We start from the raw sequence: 17877 nt of genomic DNA, 5'->3' as shown, positions 1-17877 counted from the left end.
ATTTGGTTATCTTATATTTGTTTTGTTGTTAGCAAAGGCTATCCGCGATGGATAGCCTTAACTTTTATATGTCTTTAACAACTCTTCTGTTAACAGTTTTCATATTAGATCATCCCACTCAAATATTTTATTTTAAAATATCAAAACATTTTAATTCAATCTTGGTTTATCTATATAATTCACATTATACTAATCTTTTACAGATTAATTTGTTTGGTTTAAAAAAGGGATTTATGGATATAAATCCCTTTTCTCTTATGCAGTATTTTTAAAATCATATATTCGCTCTTAACAAAACCTAACAAATAATTTAGATGAACAGAAAATATTTCCTTACTTCGTTTCTAGCTGCTACAACAGTAATTCCTGCTTTTAAAAGTTTGGCAAAATCAATTGAGAGCGATGTTTCATCTTTTAAAATACCACCATATCTAAAGCAAGGCGACACGATTGGTATTACAAGTCCGGCAGGTCACATAACGCTTGATAAAATTCAACCTTCCGTTATACAAATGCAAAGTTGGGGCTTTACTATTAAGATTGGCGATAGTATTGGAAAACGTGATTTTACTTATGGAGGCACAGATGAGGAAAGGCTTAATGATTTTCAAAAAATGTTGGATGATACTAATATCAAAGCCATTATGTGCGCTCGTGGAGGTTATGGTTTTGTTAGAATTATAGATAAACTTGACTTTTCATCCTTTAAAAGATATCCAAAGTGGATAATAGGTTTTAGCGATATTACGGTTCTACATTGCCATTTAACAAAGAATTACGGTGTCGCCTCCATTCATTCTAAAATGTGTAATAGTTTCCCTGATGATTGGGCAAAGGCAGAACCCATTCAAATTGAGACCATTTTATCAATTAGAAATGCCTTAACTGGAATCCAAACTAATTACAATGCACCGGCTAATTTAAATAACAGAACAGGCAGTGCCGATGGAATTCTAGTTGGTGGAAATTTAAGTATTATTGAAACCTTAGCTGGAAGCGATTCTGACTTAGATACAAAGGGCAAAATTCTTTTTATAGAAGATACCGGAGAATATCTTTATAGTATTGATAGGATGCTTTGGAATTTAAAACGCAGCAACAAATTGAAAAATTTAAAAGGATTAATTATTGGTGGGTTTAAAGTAAAACCAGATGATGCCGGTGAAGAATTTGGAAAAACCATTTACGATATTGTTCTAGAAAAAGTTAAGGAATACAACTACCCCATCGCTTTTGATTTCCCTGTCGGACATCAGAAAAATAACTTCGCCTTAAAATGCGGGGTTAATCATATTTTGATGGTCAACGAAAATGGTTCTACACTTCAGAGCATTTAATCTTTTAAGAATTGTTCAACTAAAATTTCCCATTCTTCATTTAAAGTAACATTCGGACGAGCAGATTTTGCTCGGCTATACCAATAATCAGCATTCCAAATATCACCTTCTTTACGATGTAAGTAGGCATGAATTAGTGCAGATGATGAGTCTGTTAATTGATCGACGAGTGCGTGTGCCTTTTCCCAATCCCCTTTTCCATCATACCATAATGCCTTAAGCTGAAGGGATATGCCCTTCGGTATCGCATCCGCCTCAATACTTTCTTTAAATGTTTTTATGGTGTTCATTGGTTGTTTAGCTGGTTAGTTGCTCAATTGTTTAATCGGTTAATTGTATAATTGCCTTATTTGGTCAATGAATACTGGTCATTGTTGCTTTATCTTTGCTCCACTCCTCATTTCCCATTTTCCAATTTCCATTTCCCACTTTCCATTCCATCACCCCCATTTCTTTCTAAGCCATTTACGCACAGGTTCATCATAACATTTTAAAGTTACGTATGCTAAAATAATAGAACCAAATAAAATAACTAAAGCATTAGGCCAGGCTTCGGCAAGTGTAATACCTTTATTGTTACTGATCCATGCTACATAAAAATAAACAATAGGATAGTGAACCAAATAAAGCGGATATGAAATATCGCCTAAAAATTTACACACCTTATTCCCAACAGTAGTTTTTAAGGTACCACTTGCTCCGATATAAACAATTAGAGGAAAAATAAGTATAATGCTTATGGATTCGTAAATACCATTCATCCAAAGGTAATCTCCACCAATCCTTGGCATGTAAAGTATAATCGTTAATAGTAAACTAGACCATAAAAATGCATTTTTAATATTGGCTGGTTTAGCAACTCTAGACAGAAGTAGTCCCGCAAAAAAAGGAAATATTGTTCGGGTAATACCAATTCGCCCTTGCTCCCAATTTAATGTCCAGCCACCTGCTACATCGCCATTGGTACTAGTGATAGCCAAATGCGCTAATGTAACCGCAGCAAGAAGTACAAAAACACTCAAAGCTTTATTAGAAAACTTACGTATGCCGATAGCATACAAAATGTTTGCAATATATTCAAAGAACAAAGACCAACCCACACTATTTAAGGGGTGCATTTCTTCCCATCCCCTAATATCTAAAGATAAGGGAACTGGTAAAATTGTGTAGCCTATAAGCATTACAAGCAGCAATTTCCAAACCGGAATTGTATGAATGAGTGGCCAAATTGTAGAATCGGTAAAATAGAAGCCTATAGCACCCAGTGTCATCCCTAAAATAACCATGGGTTGCAAGCGTATAATTCTACGTTTTAAAAAATCACCAACAGTCATCTTGTTCCACCTATCATCATAAGCATAACCCATTACAAAACCAGAAAGTAAAAAAAAGAAATCGACTGCTAGATAACCATGATTAACCAGGTTATCTAAATGCCCTGTAGCTAATGGTTCTGTAAGATGAAAAGTAACAATAATAATTGCGGCTACACCACGTAATCCATCAAGAATTGGATAATGAGTTTTTTTTGTCAAGCTTCTTTCGCCCATTTATTTAGTTATATTTTTTGTTTAGATAGACTATAGCTTTCATTCATTTATAGTTTAATAACTCCCTAATTCGCTGATTCTACAATCTCTGCAAATTATTAAACATTCTTATTTTTTTACATTGATAAAGGCATTGTTACATTTTCAAAAATAAAATATAACAATGCCTTGCTTATAAACAGCTTTATAAAATAATTAGAATTTATTGATTAGAGTTTATAGTTGGATGGTATTTTATTTAAACTTGAAAAATTCTAGTAATAAGAAAAACTGTGATATAATATAACAAATTGTGCTATGTGGCCTTAATGACTAAATCTGGTTCGTTATCCAAATTAAAATATCATAATTCTTATCAAGATAATAATGATTTACACACTATTTAAAAATGTAGACTGCTGATTAGCGATTTTTGAAATAGTTCATCAAACAATTAATCAAAAAAAAAACAAAAAATCAGATCAATTTGTATTATTTATTAGTTAAAATTGTATTATATAAATATCAATGTAATGAAAAACAGCATATTATTCGTAATTGATTATTTGCCAAATGTAGAATTGATTGATTTATTATTGGAAGTAGGTTTTGAAGTAACATTACTGTATAATGTTTCAAAATTTAGAGAGACCGTTTCTTGGATAAATCCCAGCTTAATTATTATGAATATGGAATTTTCCTTATCTAATAATGGTGTTATGTTAAAAATTCCATGGCCTGATCTCGCCCTTGCAGATATTCCTATTATTATAATGAGTGATTTATCGAAATCTAAGTTTCTAAACCTTCCTCAAAATGTAGATGCATCTATTATTAATCCTCTAGATTTTGATTTAGTACGAAATAGAGCATTGGAAATTATCAATTAAGTTCGTTTTTACCATAAAATTATAATACAGATTTGTAAGCGAAATTTGTCATTATAAAATTTAAAATAATGATGACTACCTTCTCATAAAACAATGCTACTTGTAAAGTAACGCTTTGTGGTTTACTTTCCGATATATTAAGTATAAATCATTGTAAATCAATGATTTATAAAAATAAATGAGCATATACGAAACAAGAAAAAACATTGTAACTATCTGATAGTCAAACATATTGAATTTCTGTGCTGGAAAATAGCGATAAAAAACCGGTAAAAAACCGCATATTTAAATCATAAACGTTTCACTAAGACACTATTAGTCAGTGTATTAGAAAATATAAATTTTGATACATATTTGAATCATTTTTCTGCGGATCAAAAAGCATATTTTTTACTACCATTTCAGTGAAATTCCGACCAGATTAAATCAATTTTGCATAAAAATTTGCAAGACTTTTAATTTAATAAATAATATTAAACAGGAACTATATTACCTATTTGGATATAGGTCATTGTGATCACTAGAATCTAAGTATGAAAGTATACAATTTGCGAGTAAATGCTCAAATCGCGACTGTAAGAGCCTGGATATCCTCAAGCTTAAAAATCCTATCAAGCTGCCATTAATTTTCCCAGACTTAAACAGGCACTCCTGACCAACTGTGAGATTCTAGACACTTTAAATTCCCTTTATACACCAGCAGCTATACAAATATACATTCTTAGTTCCCCAATAGACTTCAATATTTAGTGACGATCACAAGATTCGATTAGGCCAATACTGATGACCTATTTATTCCTGAAGCCTTTCATCACATAATACGTTGTGATGGGTGTGTTTATATGTGAAATCTTTATTAAGAGCTTTAGCACACTATCGTGACTTCTTGGACAAACCAATTAATTTGACCCCTTTCCGCCAATTCGATAACAAGATGGCAACCAATTATTTATAACAAATTTATTTCCGGTGAGACGGGGTCAATCTTCTCTGGTTTTTCCAATTAAGCAGATAAGGCGCAACGATGTGTATTTTTTCTTTTATGGTTTTCATGGCAACAGGTTTTTAAGTTTTAGCGGTGATTTTTTAAGCTGGTTTATCGGGAAGTCCTTTCCCGTATTTATCAAATCCTGCCACAACTGAACAATGTTCATTTTCACGGGCGAGGTATCGACCAAAAGATGCGAGAAATGACTGGCGAAGAAATATTTTTCCCAAAGGCTGATGAACTCTATTAGGCAACAGTCCTTGGGCAAAAGAATGCGGACATTGCCCATGCAGACACGGGCATCGCCATAGAGGTTAAAAAAGGGAGCATGGAAAAGCGGCGTATCTGCCTGCGGTCTGCCCTCCCCCTGCAATGCCCAAACCTGCAGTGCTTCTTTTGATGCTTTCCAGAGCAATGGTGGCAGGGATGCCTGCCCGTCGGGTATGGCGAGGTAGGATGAAAAGAAAAGACTGGCTTTCATTTTCGGGGTATGCCACATTGCGCCGCCTCCGGTTTGCGGAGCATACCAAAGCAGGCTTTCGGGCAAAAGGCTTTTATGGTGGAGGAAAATATCTTTTTTATTTTCGCCCGCACGGAGTTTTTCGGCGAGTTCGGCGCATTCCCTAAAATTAAGCGGATGCACGTTTGTTGCCCTGCCCTGCGCATCAAGGTCATGGCTTTCGACATAACAGGAACTGTCCACATTGGAGCAGTAGAAAAGCAATGCCTTTACGGGCAGATAGCTTTCGGCAAAAAGTTGGGTGATGTCTTTCATTGCAGGTCGTTTAAAATATCGGTGAGGTCATTAAGCAGGCAGAAAAACGTTTCTTCAAAGGAAAAGTTATGGTTTTCCCTAGACTGCGGCGTATCAAAATACTGGATGCTTTGGGGTTCTTCCATTTCGCAGAGTTCATTAAGTTCGCAGTTGACGTATTCCATTACGTTCTCAATGATGCAGTCGTTACCACTCCAGTAAAAACTGATGTACTGGTCAGCACGTACCACCCTGTCGTCCGTATCTTCGCGGACAGGCTCTGCCATGCGATCCATGATGGAACGGCGTGGAAATTTTAGGTAAAGTTTCAGCAGTCCCCTTGCGCAGGCATGCAGGAATTCTCCCGTTTCATCCCTCGGGCGGAAGCGGCGAACCCTGCCCGAAAAACGGTGTAGGTTTTTGCCGTCCGCCATTAGTGAAAGGAGAATCCCCCCTGCGGAATACAGGAGCGAATAATGCTGTTCAAGAGCCTTGCGGTAATTTTCATCTTCCTGGTCACCCTCTTCAGATTGCCCGGCTTCCCAGTCTGCAACCATTTCATAGATTTCACCAAGGTAGGCGTAATTTTCGCAGTAATGGGGAACGCCTGCAACCTGATAGAGGTAGGACAGCATGGACAGCAGGAGTGCGGATTCGGGTTTGCGATCCCGTTTCTTCATCAGTTCCCAAAGCTTATCAAGCGGCAAATAATACAGCGTGGTTTTGGTATTGAACGTTTTTAGGGTGGCAAGGCTCACCCTGCCGTTTTCATCCTGCATGATGCGAAGCTTTAAGTCCCTGTCCTTTTCTTCCAGTTCCGCGCTGAGGGAGGAAAAAGCCTTTTGGATATTCATCGGGAACAGTCCCTCCAACTTAGGTTGAGCCAATCCATAGAGCGTGCATAGGTTGGAAAGGGAAGCGGAAAACCCATTTTCCACCTTTCGGTATCTTTTAAGTTCCGCATGAGGTCTGCCTGTTTTTGGCGGATGCGCCTTTCTTAAAAAAGCAGGTTTTGGAACGCTAAGGGCGAGGGCATGGCTTTTGATATTGGGTCTTGGGCAAGCGTTTCCGATGCATCCTTTCTGCGGTCTAGCGAGCGGACGAAACTGCCGAGCGACTGGTGCAGATGCCAATGGTTGGCGTGTGGTTTGGTGGCTATACATTTTGCTTTGTTTTTCATGGGTTTAACCTTTAGTGCCGAGGGTGGTGATGAAGCGGTACTGGATGCTGTCGTTTACGATTTCGGGACCCTCTACCCTCGCGGTGGTGAGTGATGGATATGTCCCCGAATAAAAATTCATGACCTCCCCGGGTGACAGGGCGGTATTGGGGTCTGATAGTGGAATTTCGTTTTCCTGCACCTTGTGCAGAAAAACCCTTTTTAAAATACTGGCGGATAACATGGGTTTGTGATTTAAAGTAAACTAAGCTGTGTGTTCTTTCTTTCGAGTTCGATTCTGAGTTTTTCAAGTTCGCCTGTCTTATCGGGATAATCTTCCGTGAGGGGCAGAATGGCGAGCGCATCGGCATATTTGCAGTTGGCACTCATTTCCTGCACCTTTTTTATTGCATCCTCGAAAGCTGATTTCTTATTTTCACTGGTGGAGGTGTTATCTGCGCTCTTTGCAGGCTTCGCCCCTGCTTTTTCCCTGATTGCCGCCTGCGCCTTTGCGAGGCTTTGGTTATATTCGGCAAGGTTGAGGAACAGCGAGGTTGTGAGTTCGACGGGCTTTTCCATGCTGTCATAAAAACCCTCGTCAAGTTCTTCGGGCGTTCCCGACAGCAACATTGGCGGGATATTCTTGCCAAGGTCATCATCTGACAGGCGGATCGAAAGCACCATCTGTGTTTCCTTGCTCGCGATGCTTATCCTCCATTCCCCTTTGGGACTGAGACGGTAGAGCATCCTAAAAAAATTGGTTTTCATGTGATTAGGGTTTAAGTTTTAAAATTGCCGTGCCACGTTTCTTGCTGTAGCGGATGGCATAACCATTGTTTTGGATGATGCCCTTTAACAGGTTCTCTGCCCTGCGTAAATCCTGGGCATCGGGTGCGGAGAGCAGAAGCAGATCAAACCTTTCAAAATGGCGGAGGATTTTGGCGGTTTCCAAAACAGCCTTGCGCTCGGAGATTTCAGATAGAATGCTCATGGTGTTTATTTTTTTAGGGGCAGGGTGGGCCTGCCCCGATGGTTTAATTTTTGGACAATATGATCTGGCTGGTTTTTGAGAAATTTGAGCAAAGGTCAAATGCGGTCTGCGCCCGCTGCCTTGCTGTGCCCTCAGTAATGGAGCGGAACTTGGCATCATTATCCTTGAATTTGCGCACGTTCTGAAAATATCCCGTTACGGCATTGTAAGCACCGAAAACCGTTCCCTTTGTGGTGTCTAAAGTTTGGGAGGGATTGCCCATCGCATAGCTGTAGACGTCCTCTACGATATTACGATAACAGGCGGATGCTTCATCCTCTATGCCCTGTTCGAGTTTTGCGAGCACCTCCCTGTTTGGCGCCATCGCAAGCTGGATTAGTTTTTTAACCTCGGGATCGCTGATGCGGATTTTGCTCCAATGGTTGAAGATTTCGCCAAGCTGCTCACCAAGTTTCGAGGATATGCCCATAAGGGTATGCGCCTGTGAGAGCCTGTCCGATGCGCCCGAAGAATGGCGGATGCGTATGGCATTGCGTGCTGTTTTCATGGCGGCGTTGAGTGTGTTGTTGCACACGATGCGCACGGGCGTAAAGGCGGCTGTAATACTGCCGAAGCCGTCATGCGAAGTAGTCAGAAACAAATACTGCTCAATAAGGTCAACTTTTCCGACACGGATATAATCGGGCAGCTTGGCGGTAATGAATATGCGTTCACCCTTTCCGAGTGCGCCTGCGGTTTCATACCGGATGCCATCCCCACCGCCAACGATACTGTCAAAAAAGGTGAACGCATCCACATTCTGCACGACATGGTAATCCTTGCCGACCACACCCAAAACCACGTCATTGTCCGTGCGCACGGTTGCGGCGTAATTCGGCACGGCAATATCCTTTTGCGGGTTCAAGCCGATGCCCTCCCCCTGCAGTTCCTTTTCAATCTGCATCTGCGAGCCGTCCAGGGTAAAGAGTGGTCTTTTTTCGACGGTGTAATCCAGTCCCGCGAATTTCATCGCTTCTGCTGATGTGGGGTAATCCTGCACGATTGTGCCCAATCCGTGCCATGCTTTTTCCTTAACCGAGAAAAAACTGTGTTTGCCTGTACTGCTATTATAATTTAAGTTATGTGCCATGATGATTTTTTTTTAAAATGAATGATTACTGATGAATGCTTAGAAAGGCAGATCGCCCTCAATGTCCTCGATGCCGTCCTTTGCTGTTTCCTGTACGGCTTTTGCGGTTTCCACCTTTTTAGTTGCGGGAGCATTTTGGCTACCACCGCCGAAAAGTTTGATTTCCGAAACATGGAAAGTAATCGAGGCTTTCGGCTCATTGTTGCCCGACATATAGGCGTTCACTCCGATACGCCCGTAGACCTGTACTAAATTCCCTTTCTTTAAAAACTCAGTTATCCCCTCATTTCTCCAATAGGCGCATTCAATGAACGTGGTAATCTCTTTACGTTCGTCCCCCGAACGGTAGCTGTCGTTCAGTGCTATGGTAAAGTTTACCACTTTTTTGTCTTCTTTGACATTTTTCACCACTGCATCAGCGGTCAATCTTCCTGTAATTTCCATCTTTACGGTTTTTAAGTAAATAATTTGATTTATGTTTCCTTTCCGACCGCCCTCCAAGAAATTTTTCAAAAGAAAAAACGGAAAAAAAGAAAGCCGGAGCATCCGCAGTGCCCCTTAGCGGCGGAGTACTATAAGTCCCGGAGGGTGGTTCCGCGGAGCGGAAACATTATGCGTACGCAGCAAGCGGGGCATGCGAGATTCGCAGCCTTTTTTGTCCGTTTCGCCAGAAAAATAAAGAATAGCTGATTTACAGAACCAGCCGCATCAGGGATAGCAGCGGATACCGGCCCGGAGGGTAAGGCCTTGCAAGCGTATGAGCGGATAGCCCGCCCGGATGCCAGAAAGATTAAAAGTTAAGTGGGCATAGCTGCAAAAACACCCTTAGCCACTTGAATGTTGATTGGTAATGATCTCTTCACAAAAAATCGAATGTAATTCGCCATGCAATGAGAAAACATACCAGAAAATTATACATCTCCTTGATGAGAACGGTTTCAGCTACCATTTGAAAAGCTGAAACTATCGAAAAGAGAAAAAAACGGTTTCATATAGATAAAAGGCATCCTCCGCCACGCTTACCTGACCTGTGTCTCCATCATATTCACAGTAATATTAATGCCCGATTCACTACTGATAAAGATAACTCTTCCCCAGTTATTTAACTGCTGTTCAATTTGAATATTCATTAAACTGGAATTTAAAATGATAAGGGGCAGCCATCCGGCAAACCCCATGATCATAACCAAATTTATGGGTAGCTTCGAATCTCCCACAATATATTATTGAGTTAACATAATTATTTATAAGACGATAAATCCTTGTATCATTTGTTCAGCTCCAAAATAAACTGTCCTTTTGTAGGTATGGATATAGCCTGATTGAATGAAAATTCTTTGCCGGTTATAATGTCTTTTCCTGAAGTGAAGTCTTTGATAACATCGCGAAATCTATCCATTTTCACTTCCTGGTCTTTTAAGGAACTGTTTAAAATGACCATTACCCGGTGGCTGTCCTTTATTCGTCCATAGACATATATCCCGTCCTTTGGTGCATAGTGGATCATTTTACCCTTCGTTACCGCTTCACTGGTCTTTCTCCACTGAAGAAGTCTCTGCAGATAATCCCAGGCTTCATTCTGCTTTTCACTTCTGCCGTCTCTGGTAAATTCATCTTTGTTATCCTCAGGCCATCCGCCTGGAAAATCCACACGCAAACGGCCATCGCCATCTTCTTTAGTACCAATCATTAATACTTCTGTACCGTAATAAATCTGGGGAATGCCTCGCATGGTAAGTAAAAATGCCAGTCCCTGCTTATATCTCTTTAAATCTTTATCTTCTTTCCTGCTAAAACGCCCAAGATCATGGTTATCTAGAAAGGTCAAGACATTATAAGGGTCTGCGTATACGAAATCCTGCGCTACATCTTCAAAGATATCTCCTAAATAACCATTATCGGTTTCTCCGTCGAATGCCTTCTGCATAGCGAAAGTGAGTGAGAAGTCCATCGGGGTTTTCAAATTAGGATTTTTCTTGCTTAATATAGAATTTGCCTGCCACCATGCCGGCGAAGTTTTTTTATTATACCAGGTTTCTCCAACGATATTAAATGAGGGATATTCATCATATACTTCCTTATTCCATCTCGCCAGGAAATCAAAATCCATATAAGAATAGGTGTCCTGTCTGATGCCATCAATGCGGGCATACTCTATCCACCAGATACTATTCTGAATCAGATACGTTGCCAGATGTGGATTTTTTTGGTTCAGGTCAGGCATTCCCCGGGTAAACCATCCATTAAGAAATGTATTGCGTTCGCTCTCTGAGGCATGAACATCCATTACAGAAACGGTTGCGTGATTGGTCTGAAGAAAAACGCCATCATTGTTTATCCAGTCTTTTGATGGCAAGTCCTTCATCCACCAATGTGAGCTTCCGCAATGATTGAGTACCATATCCATCACCATCTTCATTCCCTTATCATGAGTGGCTTTGGTTAGCGCTCTAAACTCTTCATTTCCTCCAAAACGCGGATCAGACTGATAGAAATCAGTTATGGCATATCCATGGTAAGAGCCTCCCCTCATTTTATTTTCCTGGATAGGGTTTAGCCATACTGTTGTGATACCCAAGTCTTTCAAATAATCCAGTTTCTGCCTTACCCCCTGGTAGTCACCTCCATGACGCGCATTCGGGCTCTTTCTGTTTACCGATACGCTATCCCAGTTATCATTCGCCTTATTTCCATTCGCAAACCTATCAGGTGTTATCAAATACAATACATCTGAAGCATTAAATCCTAAAGCACCGCTGTTATCCAGACGGGATTTTAAAGGATAGCTGTAGATAAACTTTTCTTTACCATCTGAAAAAGTAATGGGAACGGTTCCGGATTTTGCATTTTTAGCAACGTTAATGTAAAGGAATATGTAATTGGGATTTTCGACCTTTACAGCCTGTTTTAAAGTTACCCCTGGATAATTCAGGCTCACTTTGGTACTGCCAATGCCTGGTCCATAAACCAGAATCTGGAACTCGGATTTTCTCATGCCTGTCCACCAGTTTTGCGGTTCTATCCTGTTAATTGATATTTTAGCAAAAGCTTGTGTTGCGCTTAAAAAAACGGCCAACACCAATAGTTTTATTATCTTCTTATACATTGTGATTGAGATTATTGATTAGGATCAGGCATTATTTCTGAAGTACCATATACTGATAAGGCTCCAGCTTCAGACTTTCTGTCAAATTAGTCTTAGAGCCGCTGAAAGCATCTTTCCAATTTCCCGTTATTGAACCAGGAACGCTATATTCTAAAGGCTTATTTCTTAAGTTGGAAACAACCAGAACGCTTTGTCCATTCAGGGTTTTGGTAAAAACACAAACATCGTCGCTGCTGTAGGAAACGAGTGTACCTGTGCGGACAGTTTTACTTTTATTCCAGAAAGACACTACTTTTTTGTAATCTGCAAGCACATCCTGGTTAGCTTTTTCGAGCGACCAATCAATGCGCTTGCCTGTAAAAGGAAAAGTCAGTCGAAAGGGTGTTCCAATTTCCTGTCCATTGTAAATCATTGGGATGCCTTTCATGTAAGCGGTGACCACAAAAGCGGCCATGGAGCCGTGTTTTCCGCCGAATAAATCAAGGGGGGTTCCGTCTGACCCGTTTACATCATGATTCGTAAGGTAGCGTACGACCGCCTGCCCTGGTTGTGCACCTCTGTAATCACGTTCGTTGAGAACATCAATTGACTTAACAGATTTATTTTTGGCGAAAATGCTTTTAAGGTTTCCAAAGTAATTGAATCCAAAAAAATAATCGAAGCCAGCGCTCAGGTATTTAGGGCTGCTTCCTTCAGCTAACATTAAAAGTTTATGCGTTTTTATAGTCTTCAGGCTATCGTTCACCTGCTTCCAGAAATCAAGTGGAGGGCCATCTGCATAATCACAGCGGAAGCCATCAATATTGGCTTTATAAACCCATGATTTCATGGAATGAATCAGAGATTGGCGAAGTTCCTGGTTGCGGAAATCCAGTTGGGCCACATCCCGCCAGGTTTCCGGATATTTAATGTTTCCGGTACTGTCGCGAAGGTAATAACCTGGCTTTTCAATCCATGGGTGATCCCAAGAGGTGTGATTGGCTACGATGTCCAGCATCACCGCGATGTTTCTTTTATGGGCACCATCAACTAAGTTTCTCAAATCTTGCAGCGTTCCAAATTCTTTTCCGACCTCATCATAATTCATGGTGGCATAAGGTGAATTGGCACCTTTAAGCTTACCAACGGGATATATAGGCATAAGGTAAATTACGTTAATCCCCAAATCTTTTATCTTATCAAGCCTGGCAGTAACGCCTGCGAAATTGCCGCTTTCGCTAAAAGCGCGGGTATTGACCTGATAAAGCATGACGTCCGCCCTATCTGAAACGCCTTTAAAAGGTTTGCCATATTGAGCCGGGTAGGCCTTGTCCTGAGCGAAACTTAGTAAGGGTAATGTCAGCGTGTAAAATACTGCAAGAAATTGTATCAATCGTTTTTTATTCATGTTCCCTGTTTAAGTTTTATTTAACCAGAAAGTGCCTTAAGACTCTTTCTGGTTATTTTTAATGGTCATTAATATCCTGGATTTTGCTTTAAATTTGGATTTGCATTCATAGCTGCCGTAGGTATTGGAAACAGTTGCCAGTGTGCATCTACCGCTGGAACCAGTCCGTGCCCCAGGGTGAAAGTTCCAAACCGAATCATATCCTGCCTGCGGTGACCTTCCCAATTCAATTCAAAACCCCGCTCATCATAAATATTCTCCAATGTAGGGTTTGAGGCCAAGGCGCCAATGCCGGCCCTAATCCGAACTTGATCGATGAAAGGTTTTGCAGCTGCTGCATTACCCAAACGAACATGGCATTCAGCAATCATAAGTAATACGTCTGCATACCTGTAGATCGGAAAATCATTTGAACTGCCGCTTCCATCATTTGGGGCTACAGGGTAGAATTTTACCCCTCTGACGCCTTCAGTAATGCCGGCACCAGGATTAATCAATGAGGTAACTTTTGGTGTATAGGTAACCCCTCCCGGTTGGGGGCCAATTAAAAACTGTTTTATTCTAATATCATTTGAAGCATATTTATTATAGGTTTCCTCTGGTACTATTGTACCATTCCATCCTGCAAAACCGAACATTGCTACGCCATTCGGTCCATTCACACTCCTGAGCGCTAAAACATTATTTCCGATAACGTTTCTTTTTAACCAGATGGCCAATATAGTTTCATCATCCGGGCAGGTGTCTCCGAATAACTCGAAGTATCTGTTACCCAATGGACTCGAAGCATTTGCTGTCCCTGGATGAAGGGAATAACCACCGGATGCCACTTTTGTACAGGCCGCCAGACATTCAGCCCATTTAGCCGTTCCAGTGTAAACCCCAGCATTGAGGTACATTTTGGCCAGAAAAGTATAGGCTGCCCATTTATTGAAGCGGCCGTAAAAAATGCCTCCTTTAGTTTCGGGCAAAATATCTGCATTCGCTGTAATTTCTCCAACTATCCAGTTAAAAATCTGCGTTCTGGTCTGGGTTTTCAGCTGAGCGGTCGTAATGTTGTTATCTGTATAAAAAGGCACATCTCCGAAATCATCGATAAGCAGGTAATAAAACCATGCACGCAATATTTTGACCTCGGCAAGCTTTGCTGCCGGTGCGTTAGCTTTTTCCAGCTGTTCAACGGCAAGGTTGGCCAGGTATATCGAGTTGTAGCAGGCATTCCAAGTGTTGTTTATCTGACCCAGAGCAGGCGTCCAGGCCCGGGTGTATAACCAGGCATTCTCTGGTCCCCAGTCTCCGCTTACTCTATGTGGGACAACCTGCTCATCGGTGCACATATTATTTGTATCATAATAGCCGTTGTCCCCGCCGCCGAACTGGGGCATTCGGGCATATACGCTGGCTAGCGCAATATCAGGTCCTTTAGGATCTGCGAAGAACTGACCGGCAGTATATTTATCGTATACATTTTCATCAACTTTTGTGCAGCTATTTGCCATCAAACCTGCAGCGATTATAGTGGTGATTATTATTTTTTTCATGGTATTCTATTTTAAAATGATGTTTAGACCAACAGCAATATTTCTAACCCTTGGATAAATCCCATTGTCGCCACCGGTCTCTTCAGGGTCAATGCCGGAATACTTGGTAATTAACAATAAGTTTTGTCCAGTAAGCGAGAAACGTACAGCACTGATGTGTTTTGATTTTGTTGTCGGAATACGGTAACCCAGATTTACATTTTCCAGTCGGATAAATTTTCCATCCTCCAGCCAATAGTCGGATGCCAGCGGATAAGCCGAGGTGAAAAGGTTATCATTAATAGCGCTACGCAACAGATTGGATTTACCAAGGTTTTCTAAAAAACTCAGGTTAGAACGAAGTGCATTGAACAATTTATTGCCGCCGGATCCGCGGACCAATACCGATGCATCGAAGTTTTTGTAGCTAAAGCTCGGCGTAAATGCGAAAGTATATTTAGGTTGACTCTGTCCTGCAAAAATTCTATCAGGGCTAGTTGCACCTGCATCAATTCTTCCATTTTTATCCTGATCGACAATGATTTGCGTGCCATTCGCACTCACCCCTCCGTGCTGTAAGATATAAAAAGAACCTATAGCTTGACCGACAACTAAGTATGCATTCTGTCCACCATAAGGGACATTGTTAGTAATCAGCGGAACCCCGTTCAGAGAACCGCTCAAGTTAAGCACCTTAGAGTCCATTAGCGTTACGTTTCCACCAAGCGTTAATCTGGTTGAGGCGTTACTGATAAGATCATAATTCAACGCCATCTCCACACCTCTACCCTGAATACTGCCGACATTGGCCTGAATTGAGCCTGTTGGAAAAGGTGGTTGAGGAACGGTATATCCATATAATAGCTTATCGGTAACATTTTTATAAATATCAAAGCTTCCATTTAACCTGCCTTTTAATAATGCCAAATCAAGACCGATGTTGGTTGATTTTTTCTGTTCCCACTCCAAATCTGAATTTGCATTCTGGGTAACCCTGAAGTTGGTTTGCACATTTCCGGCAAAATATACTGTTCCTGAACCTTGTACAATCTGTAGCGATTGCAACACATTCAGTGGCTGCTGGTTTCCGGTAATCCCAAAACCTCCTCTTAACTTCAATACAGTGAAAATATTCTGATTTTTCATGAACGGTTCCTGGTCGATTTTCCAAGCTAAGGATGCCGAAGGAAAATTTCCCCATTTATGGTTTGCACCGAATACTGTCGCCCCGTCCCTTCTAAAATTGGCTGTCAGGAGATACCTGTCTTTATAGGAATAATTAACCCGGCCCAATACCGAGACCGTTCTTCTCTGATTGCGGTAAGATGAATAATCACCAGCCTGAACTTTTGAGAAATCTCCTAAACCTAAGTTGTTATAAGTTGCCAAATCGTTAACGAAGCCTCTGGCTGCACTTCCGCTGCCCGAATCCATCTGCGCCTGCCATTCGTAAACCGCAGCGGCATCAAAATGATGGTCTCCAAAGTCTTTACTATAATTTAACTGGAAATCCATTAGCTTGTAATCTGAATTATTGTTATTTACACTTGCATAACCTTTCTGGTCTATCGCTGCCGCAACTGTTGAAATTGCAGGTGTGTAATTTCCGGATGTTCCATTTGTTTTCTGCCAACTACCAAATACCTCAGCAGATAGTCCGCTGATTATTTTATAATTGATGCGCATAGAACCGAGCAAGCGGTTATTTTCAGATTCGCTGATGATACTGTTTGCAGCGGCTAAAACATTTAGTGGCTGAAATAAATTCGGGTCGGTAAAGTAACTTCCATCTGCCTTATACACTGGATCCGTTGGCCGGGATATATAGGCATTGGAAATAAGATTGGAGGTAAAAGCTGCCCTTCCAATGGAGCCAGGACTTCCATTGTTCTGTGCATTAGTGCCATTTAAGGTCATTGTAATGGAGAGTTTATTGTCCAATGCTTTCTGGGTGGCTTCAATGCGGCCAATAAAGCGCTGATTGTCGGAATTGATGACAATACCATTTTGTAATACCATGCCAAGTGAGGCCCGGTAAGAGAAATTGTCGCTACTTCCGCCAAGGGTAAGTGTATGGTTTTGCGTCGTACCATTACGAGTCAAAAGACCAAACCAATCCGTTTCCGCCCCAAAATTCGATGATGCCGGGATACCGCGGGCTGCCGCCTGCTGAATCCATTCCGCTGCCGAAAGCATTTCCAGCTGCCTGGTCACCACATCAACAGATGAATTCGCATTGTACTCAATAGAGGTACCATTCCTGCTCTTTTTCATCGTTACAATTAACACACCGGATGCACCACGCGAACCATAAATAGCAGTTGCAGAAGCATCTTTAAGCACCTCAATACTCTGGATCTCTGTTGGTGGGATCTGATTTAAAAACCCGACATCTCCCTGCACACCATCAATAACGACCAATGGGTTATTATTACCCTGGATTGAAGTGATGCCCCTGATTTTGATATTTGGGGCACTCCCCGGCTCACTACCGGTTTGTGTGATGACCACGCCTGCTGCTTTTCCAGCGATCTGCTGCAAAGGACTGGTAATAGCACCCTGGTTAAAATCTTTGCTGTTAATGCTTGCAACCGCACCTGTAACATCCGATTTTTTGGCTGTGCCATAACCCACTACGACAACGTCTGATAATGATTTGGCATCTGGTCTAAGCTGAATGACAACTGTTTTACCGCCAACCAGAGTGCGCTCGGCGGCATCATAGCCCATGTAATTTACCTGAACCGTAAGTGCGTTCTGATTTAAGGAAAGTTGAAATTCTCCTTTCGAATTGGTCGTCGTTCGCTGACTCGTTCCTTTGACCTGAATGGTCGCCCCAGCCAAAGGGTCATTATTCTCATCAACTATTCGTCCGTTAAAGACCGATTGCTGAGCAAAAGTTAGACTAAAAGTGAATAGGAATAGCAGGAAAAGTCCATACTTAAAAGAATAAAAAAAGTAATTTTTTCTCATCATAATTTTTGATTAGTATTTGGTTAGTTGGAGACTGAAATGGCTTCCAGTGATCACAAATCAAAGTAAGAGGAGTTTAAAAGCAATCGCAAGACGAGAAAGGGTGAATATTAA

The 17877-nt window shown here is 41.2% G+C and carries 15 protein-coding genes; 2 read left to right on the top strand and 13 right to left on the bottom strand.

What is annotated here, in order from left to right; all coding sequences use genetic code 11:
* Window positions 1-314 precede the first annotated feature (314 nt).
* Window positions 315-1337 carry a S66 peptidase family protein gene (locus QWY86_RS16200; RefSeq protein WP_290243514.1) on the top strand — a complete coding sequence of 341 codons (1023 nt, stop codon included), beginning with the start codon at window positions 315-317 and terminating at the stop codon, window positions 1335-1337.
* Here the strand turns inward: QWY86_RS16200 and QWY86_RS16195 are convergent.
* On the bottom strand, window positions 1334-1627 hold the full coding sequence (locus tag QWY86_RS16195; protein ID WP_290243512.1) for a hypothetical protein: 294 nt from the start codon (window positions 1625-1627) through the stop codon (window positions 1334-1336). The two genes, QWY86_RS16200 and QWY86_RS16195, sit on opposite strands and share 4 nt — an antisense overlap.
* Before the next feature lie 150 nt (window positions 1628-1777).
* Window positions 1778-2887 carry an acyltransferase family protein gene (locus QWY86_RS16190; RefSeq protein WP_290243511.1) on the bottom strand — a complete coding sequence of 370 codons (1110 nt, stop codon included), beginning with the start codon at window positions 2885-2887 and terminating at the stop codon, window positions 1778-1780.
* Window positions 2888-3399: 512 nt separating this feature from the next.
* On the opposite strand from QWY86_RS16190, the gene QWY86_RS16185 reads away from it, so the two are divergent.
* Window positions 3400-3756 (top strand): hypothetical protein, encoded by a 357-nt coding sequence (locus tag QWY86_RS16185; RefSeq protein WP_290243510.1) that lies wholly within the window; start codon window positions 3400-3402, stop codon window positions 3754-3756.
* A gap of 1049 nt (window positions 3757-4805) precedes the next feature.
* Here the strand turns inward: QWY86_RS16185 and QWY86_RS16180 are convergent.
* The 11 genes from QWY86_RS16180 to QWY86_RS16130 all read right to left on the bottom strand — a co-directional run bounded on the left by QWY86_RS16180 (window position 4806) and on the right by QWY86_RS16130 (window position 17766).
* Entirely contained in the window at window positions 4806-5519 is a 714-nt protein-coding gene (locus tag QWY86_RS16180; protein ID WP_290243509.1) for a PRTRC system protein B, read from the bottom strand.
* A complete protein-coding gene (locus tag QWY86_RS16175; RefSeq protein WP_290243506.1) occupies window positions 5516-6661 on the bottom strand; it encodes a hypothetical protein in 1146 nt (381 codons plus the stop codon). Before QWY86_RS16175 ends, QWY86_RS16180 begins: the two co-directional genes overlap by 4 nt.
* 21 nt (window positions 6662-6682) lie before the next feature.
* On the bottom strand, window positions 6683-6901 hold the full coding sequence (locus QWY86_RS16170) for a PRTRC system protein C (RefSeq protein WP_290243504.1): 219 nt from the start codon (window positions 6899-6901) through the stop codon (window positions 6683-6685).
* 11 nt (window positions 6902-6912) lie between these two features.
* Window positions 6913-7425: a PRTRC system protein E gene (locus QWY86_RS16165; protein WP_290243503.1), complete on the bottom strand. Its 513-nt coding sequence runs from the start codon at window positions 7423-7425 to the stop codon at window positions 6913-6915.
* A gap of 4 nt (window positions 7426-7429) precedes the next feature.
* Window positions 7430-7648 (bottom strand): hypothetical protein, encoded by a 219-nt coding sequence (locus tag QWY86_RS16160; RefSeq protein ID WP_290243502.1) that lies wholly within the window; start codon window positions 7646-7648, stop codon window positions 7430-7432.
* A 43-nt stretch (window positions 7649-7691) separates the two neighbouring features.
* Complete coding sequence (locus QWY86_RS16155; RefSeq protein ID WP_290243500.1) at window positions 7692-8777, bottom strand: DUF932 domain-containing protein; 1086 nt, start codon at window positions 8775-8777, stop codon at window positions 7692-7694.
* A 39-nt stretch (window positions 8778-8816) separates the two neighbouring features.
* Entirely contained in the window at window positions 8817-9221 is a 405-nt protein-coding gene (locus tag QWY86_RS16150) for a single-stranded DNA-binding protein (RefSeq protein WP_290243499.1), read from the bottom strand.
* Window positions 9222-10044: 823 nt separating this feature from the next.
* Window positions 10045-11883 (bottom strand): glycoside hydrolase family 13 protein, encoded by a 1839-nt coding sequence (locus QWY86_RS16145; RefSeq protein WP_290243497.1) that lies wholly within the window; start codon window positions 11881-11883, stop codon window positions 10045-10047.
* Window positions 11884-11914: 31 nt separating this feature from the next.
* Complete coding sequence (locus QWY86_RS16140) at window positions 11915-13270, bottom strand: alpha-amylase family glycosyl hydrolase (protein WP_290243495.1); 1356 nt, start codon at window positions 13268-13270, stop codon at window positions 11915-11917.
* Between the two features lie 68 nt (window positions 13271-13338).
* Complete coding sequence (locus QWY86_RS16135; RefSeq protein ID WP_290243493.1) at window positions 13339-14811, bottom strand: RagB/SusD family nutrient uptake outer membrane protein; 1473 nt, start codon at window positions 14809-14811, stop codon at window positions 13339-13341.
* Between the two features lie 6 nt (window positions 14812-14817).
* Window positions 14818-17766, bottom strand: coding sequence for a SusC/RagA family TonB-linked outer membrane protein (locus QWY86_RS16130; RefSeq protein ID WP_290243492.1), 2949 nt, complete (start codon window positions 17764-17766; stop codon window positions 14818-14820).
* Window positions 17767-17877: the final 111 nt, after the last annotated feature.

Origin of the sequence: Pedobacter aquatilis, from assembly GCF_030409415.1 — a bacterium.
GTDB lineage: Bacteria > Bacteroidota > Bacteroidia > Sphingobacteriales > Sphingobacteriaceae > Pedobacter > Pedobacter aquatilis.
This window is presented reverse-complemented; position numbering and strand designations above follow the sequence as displayed.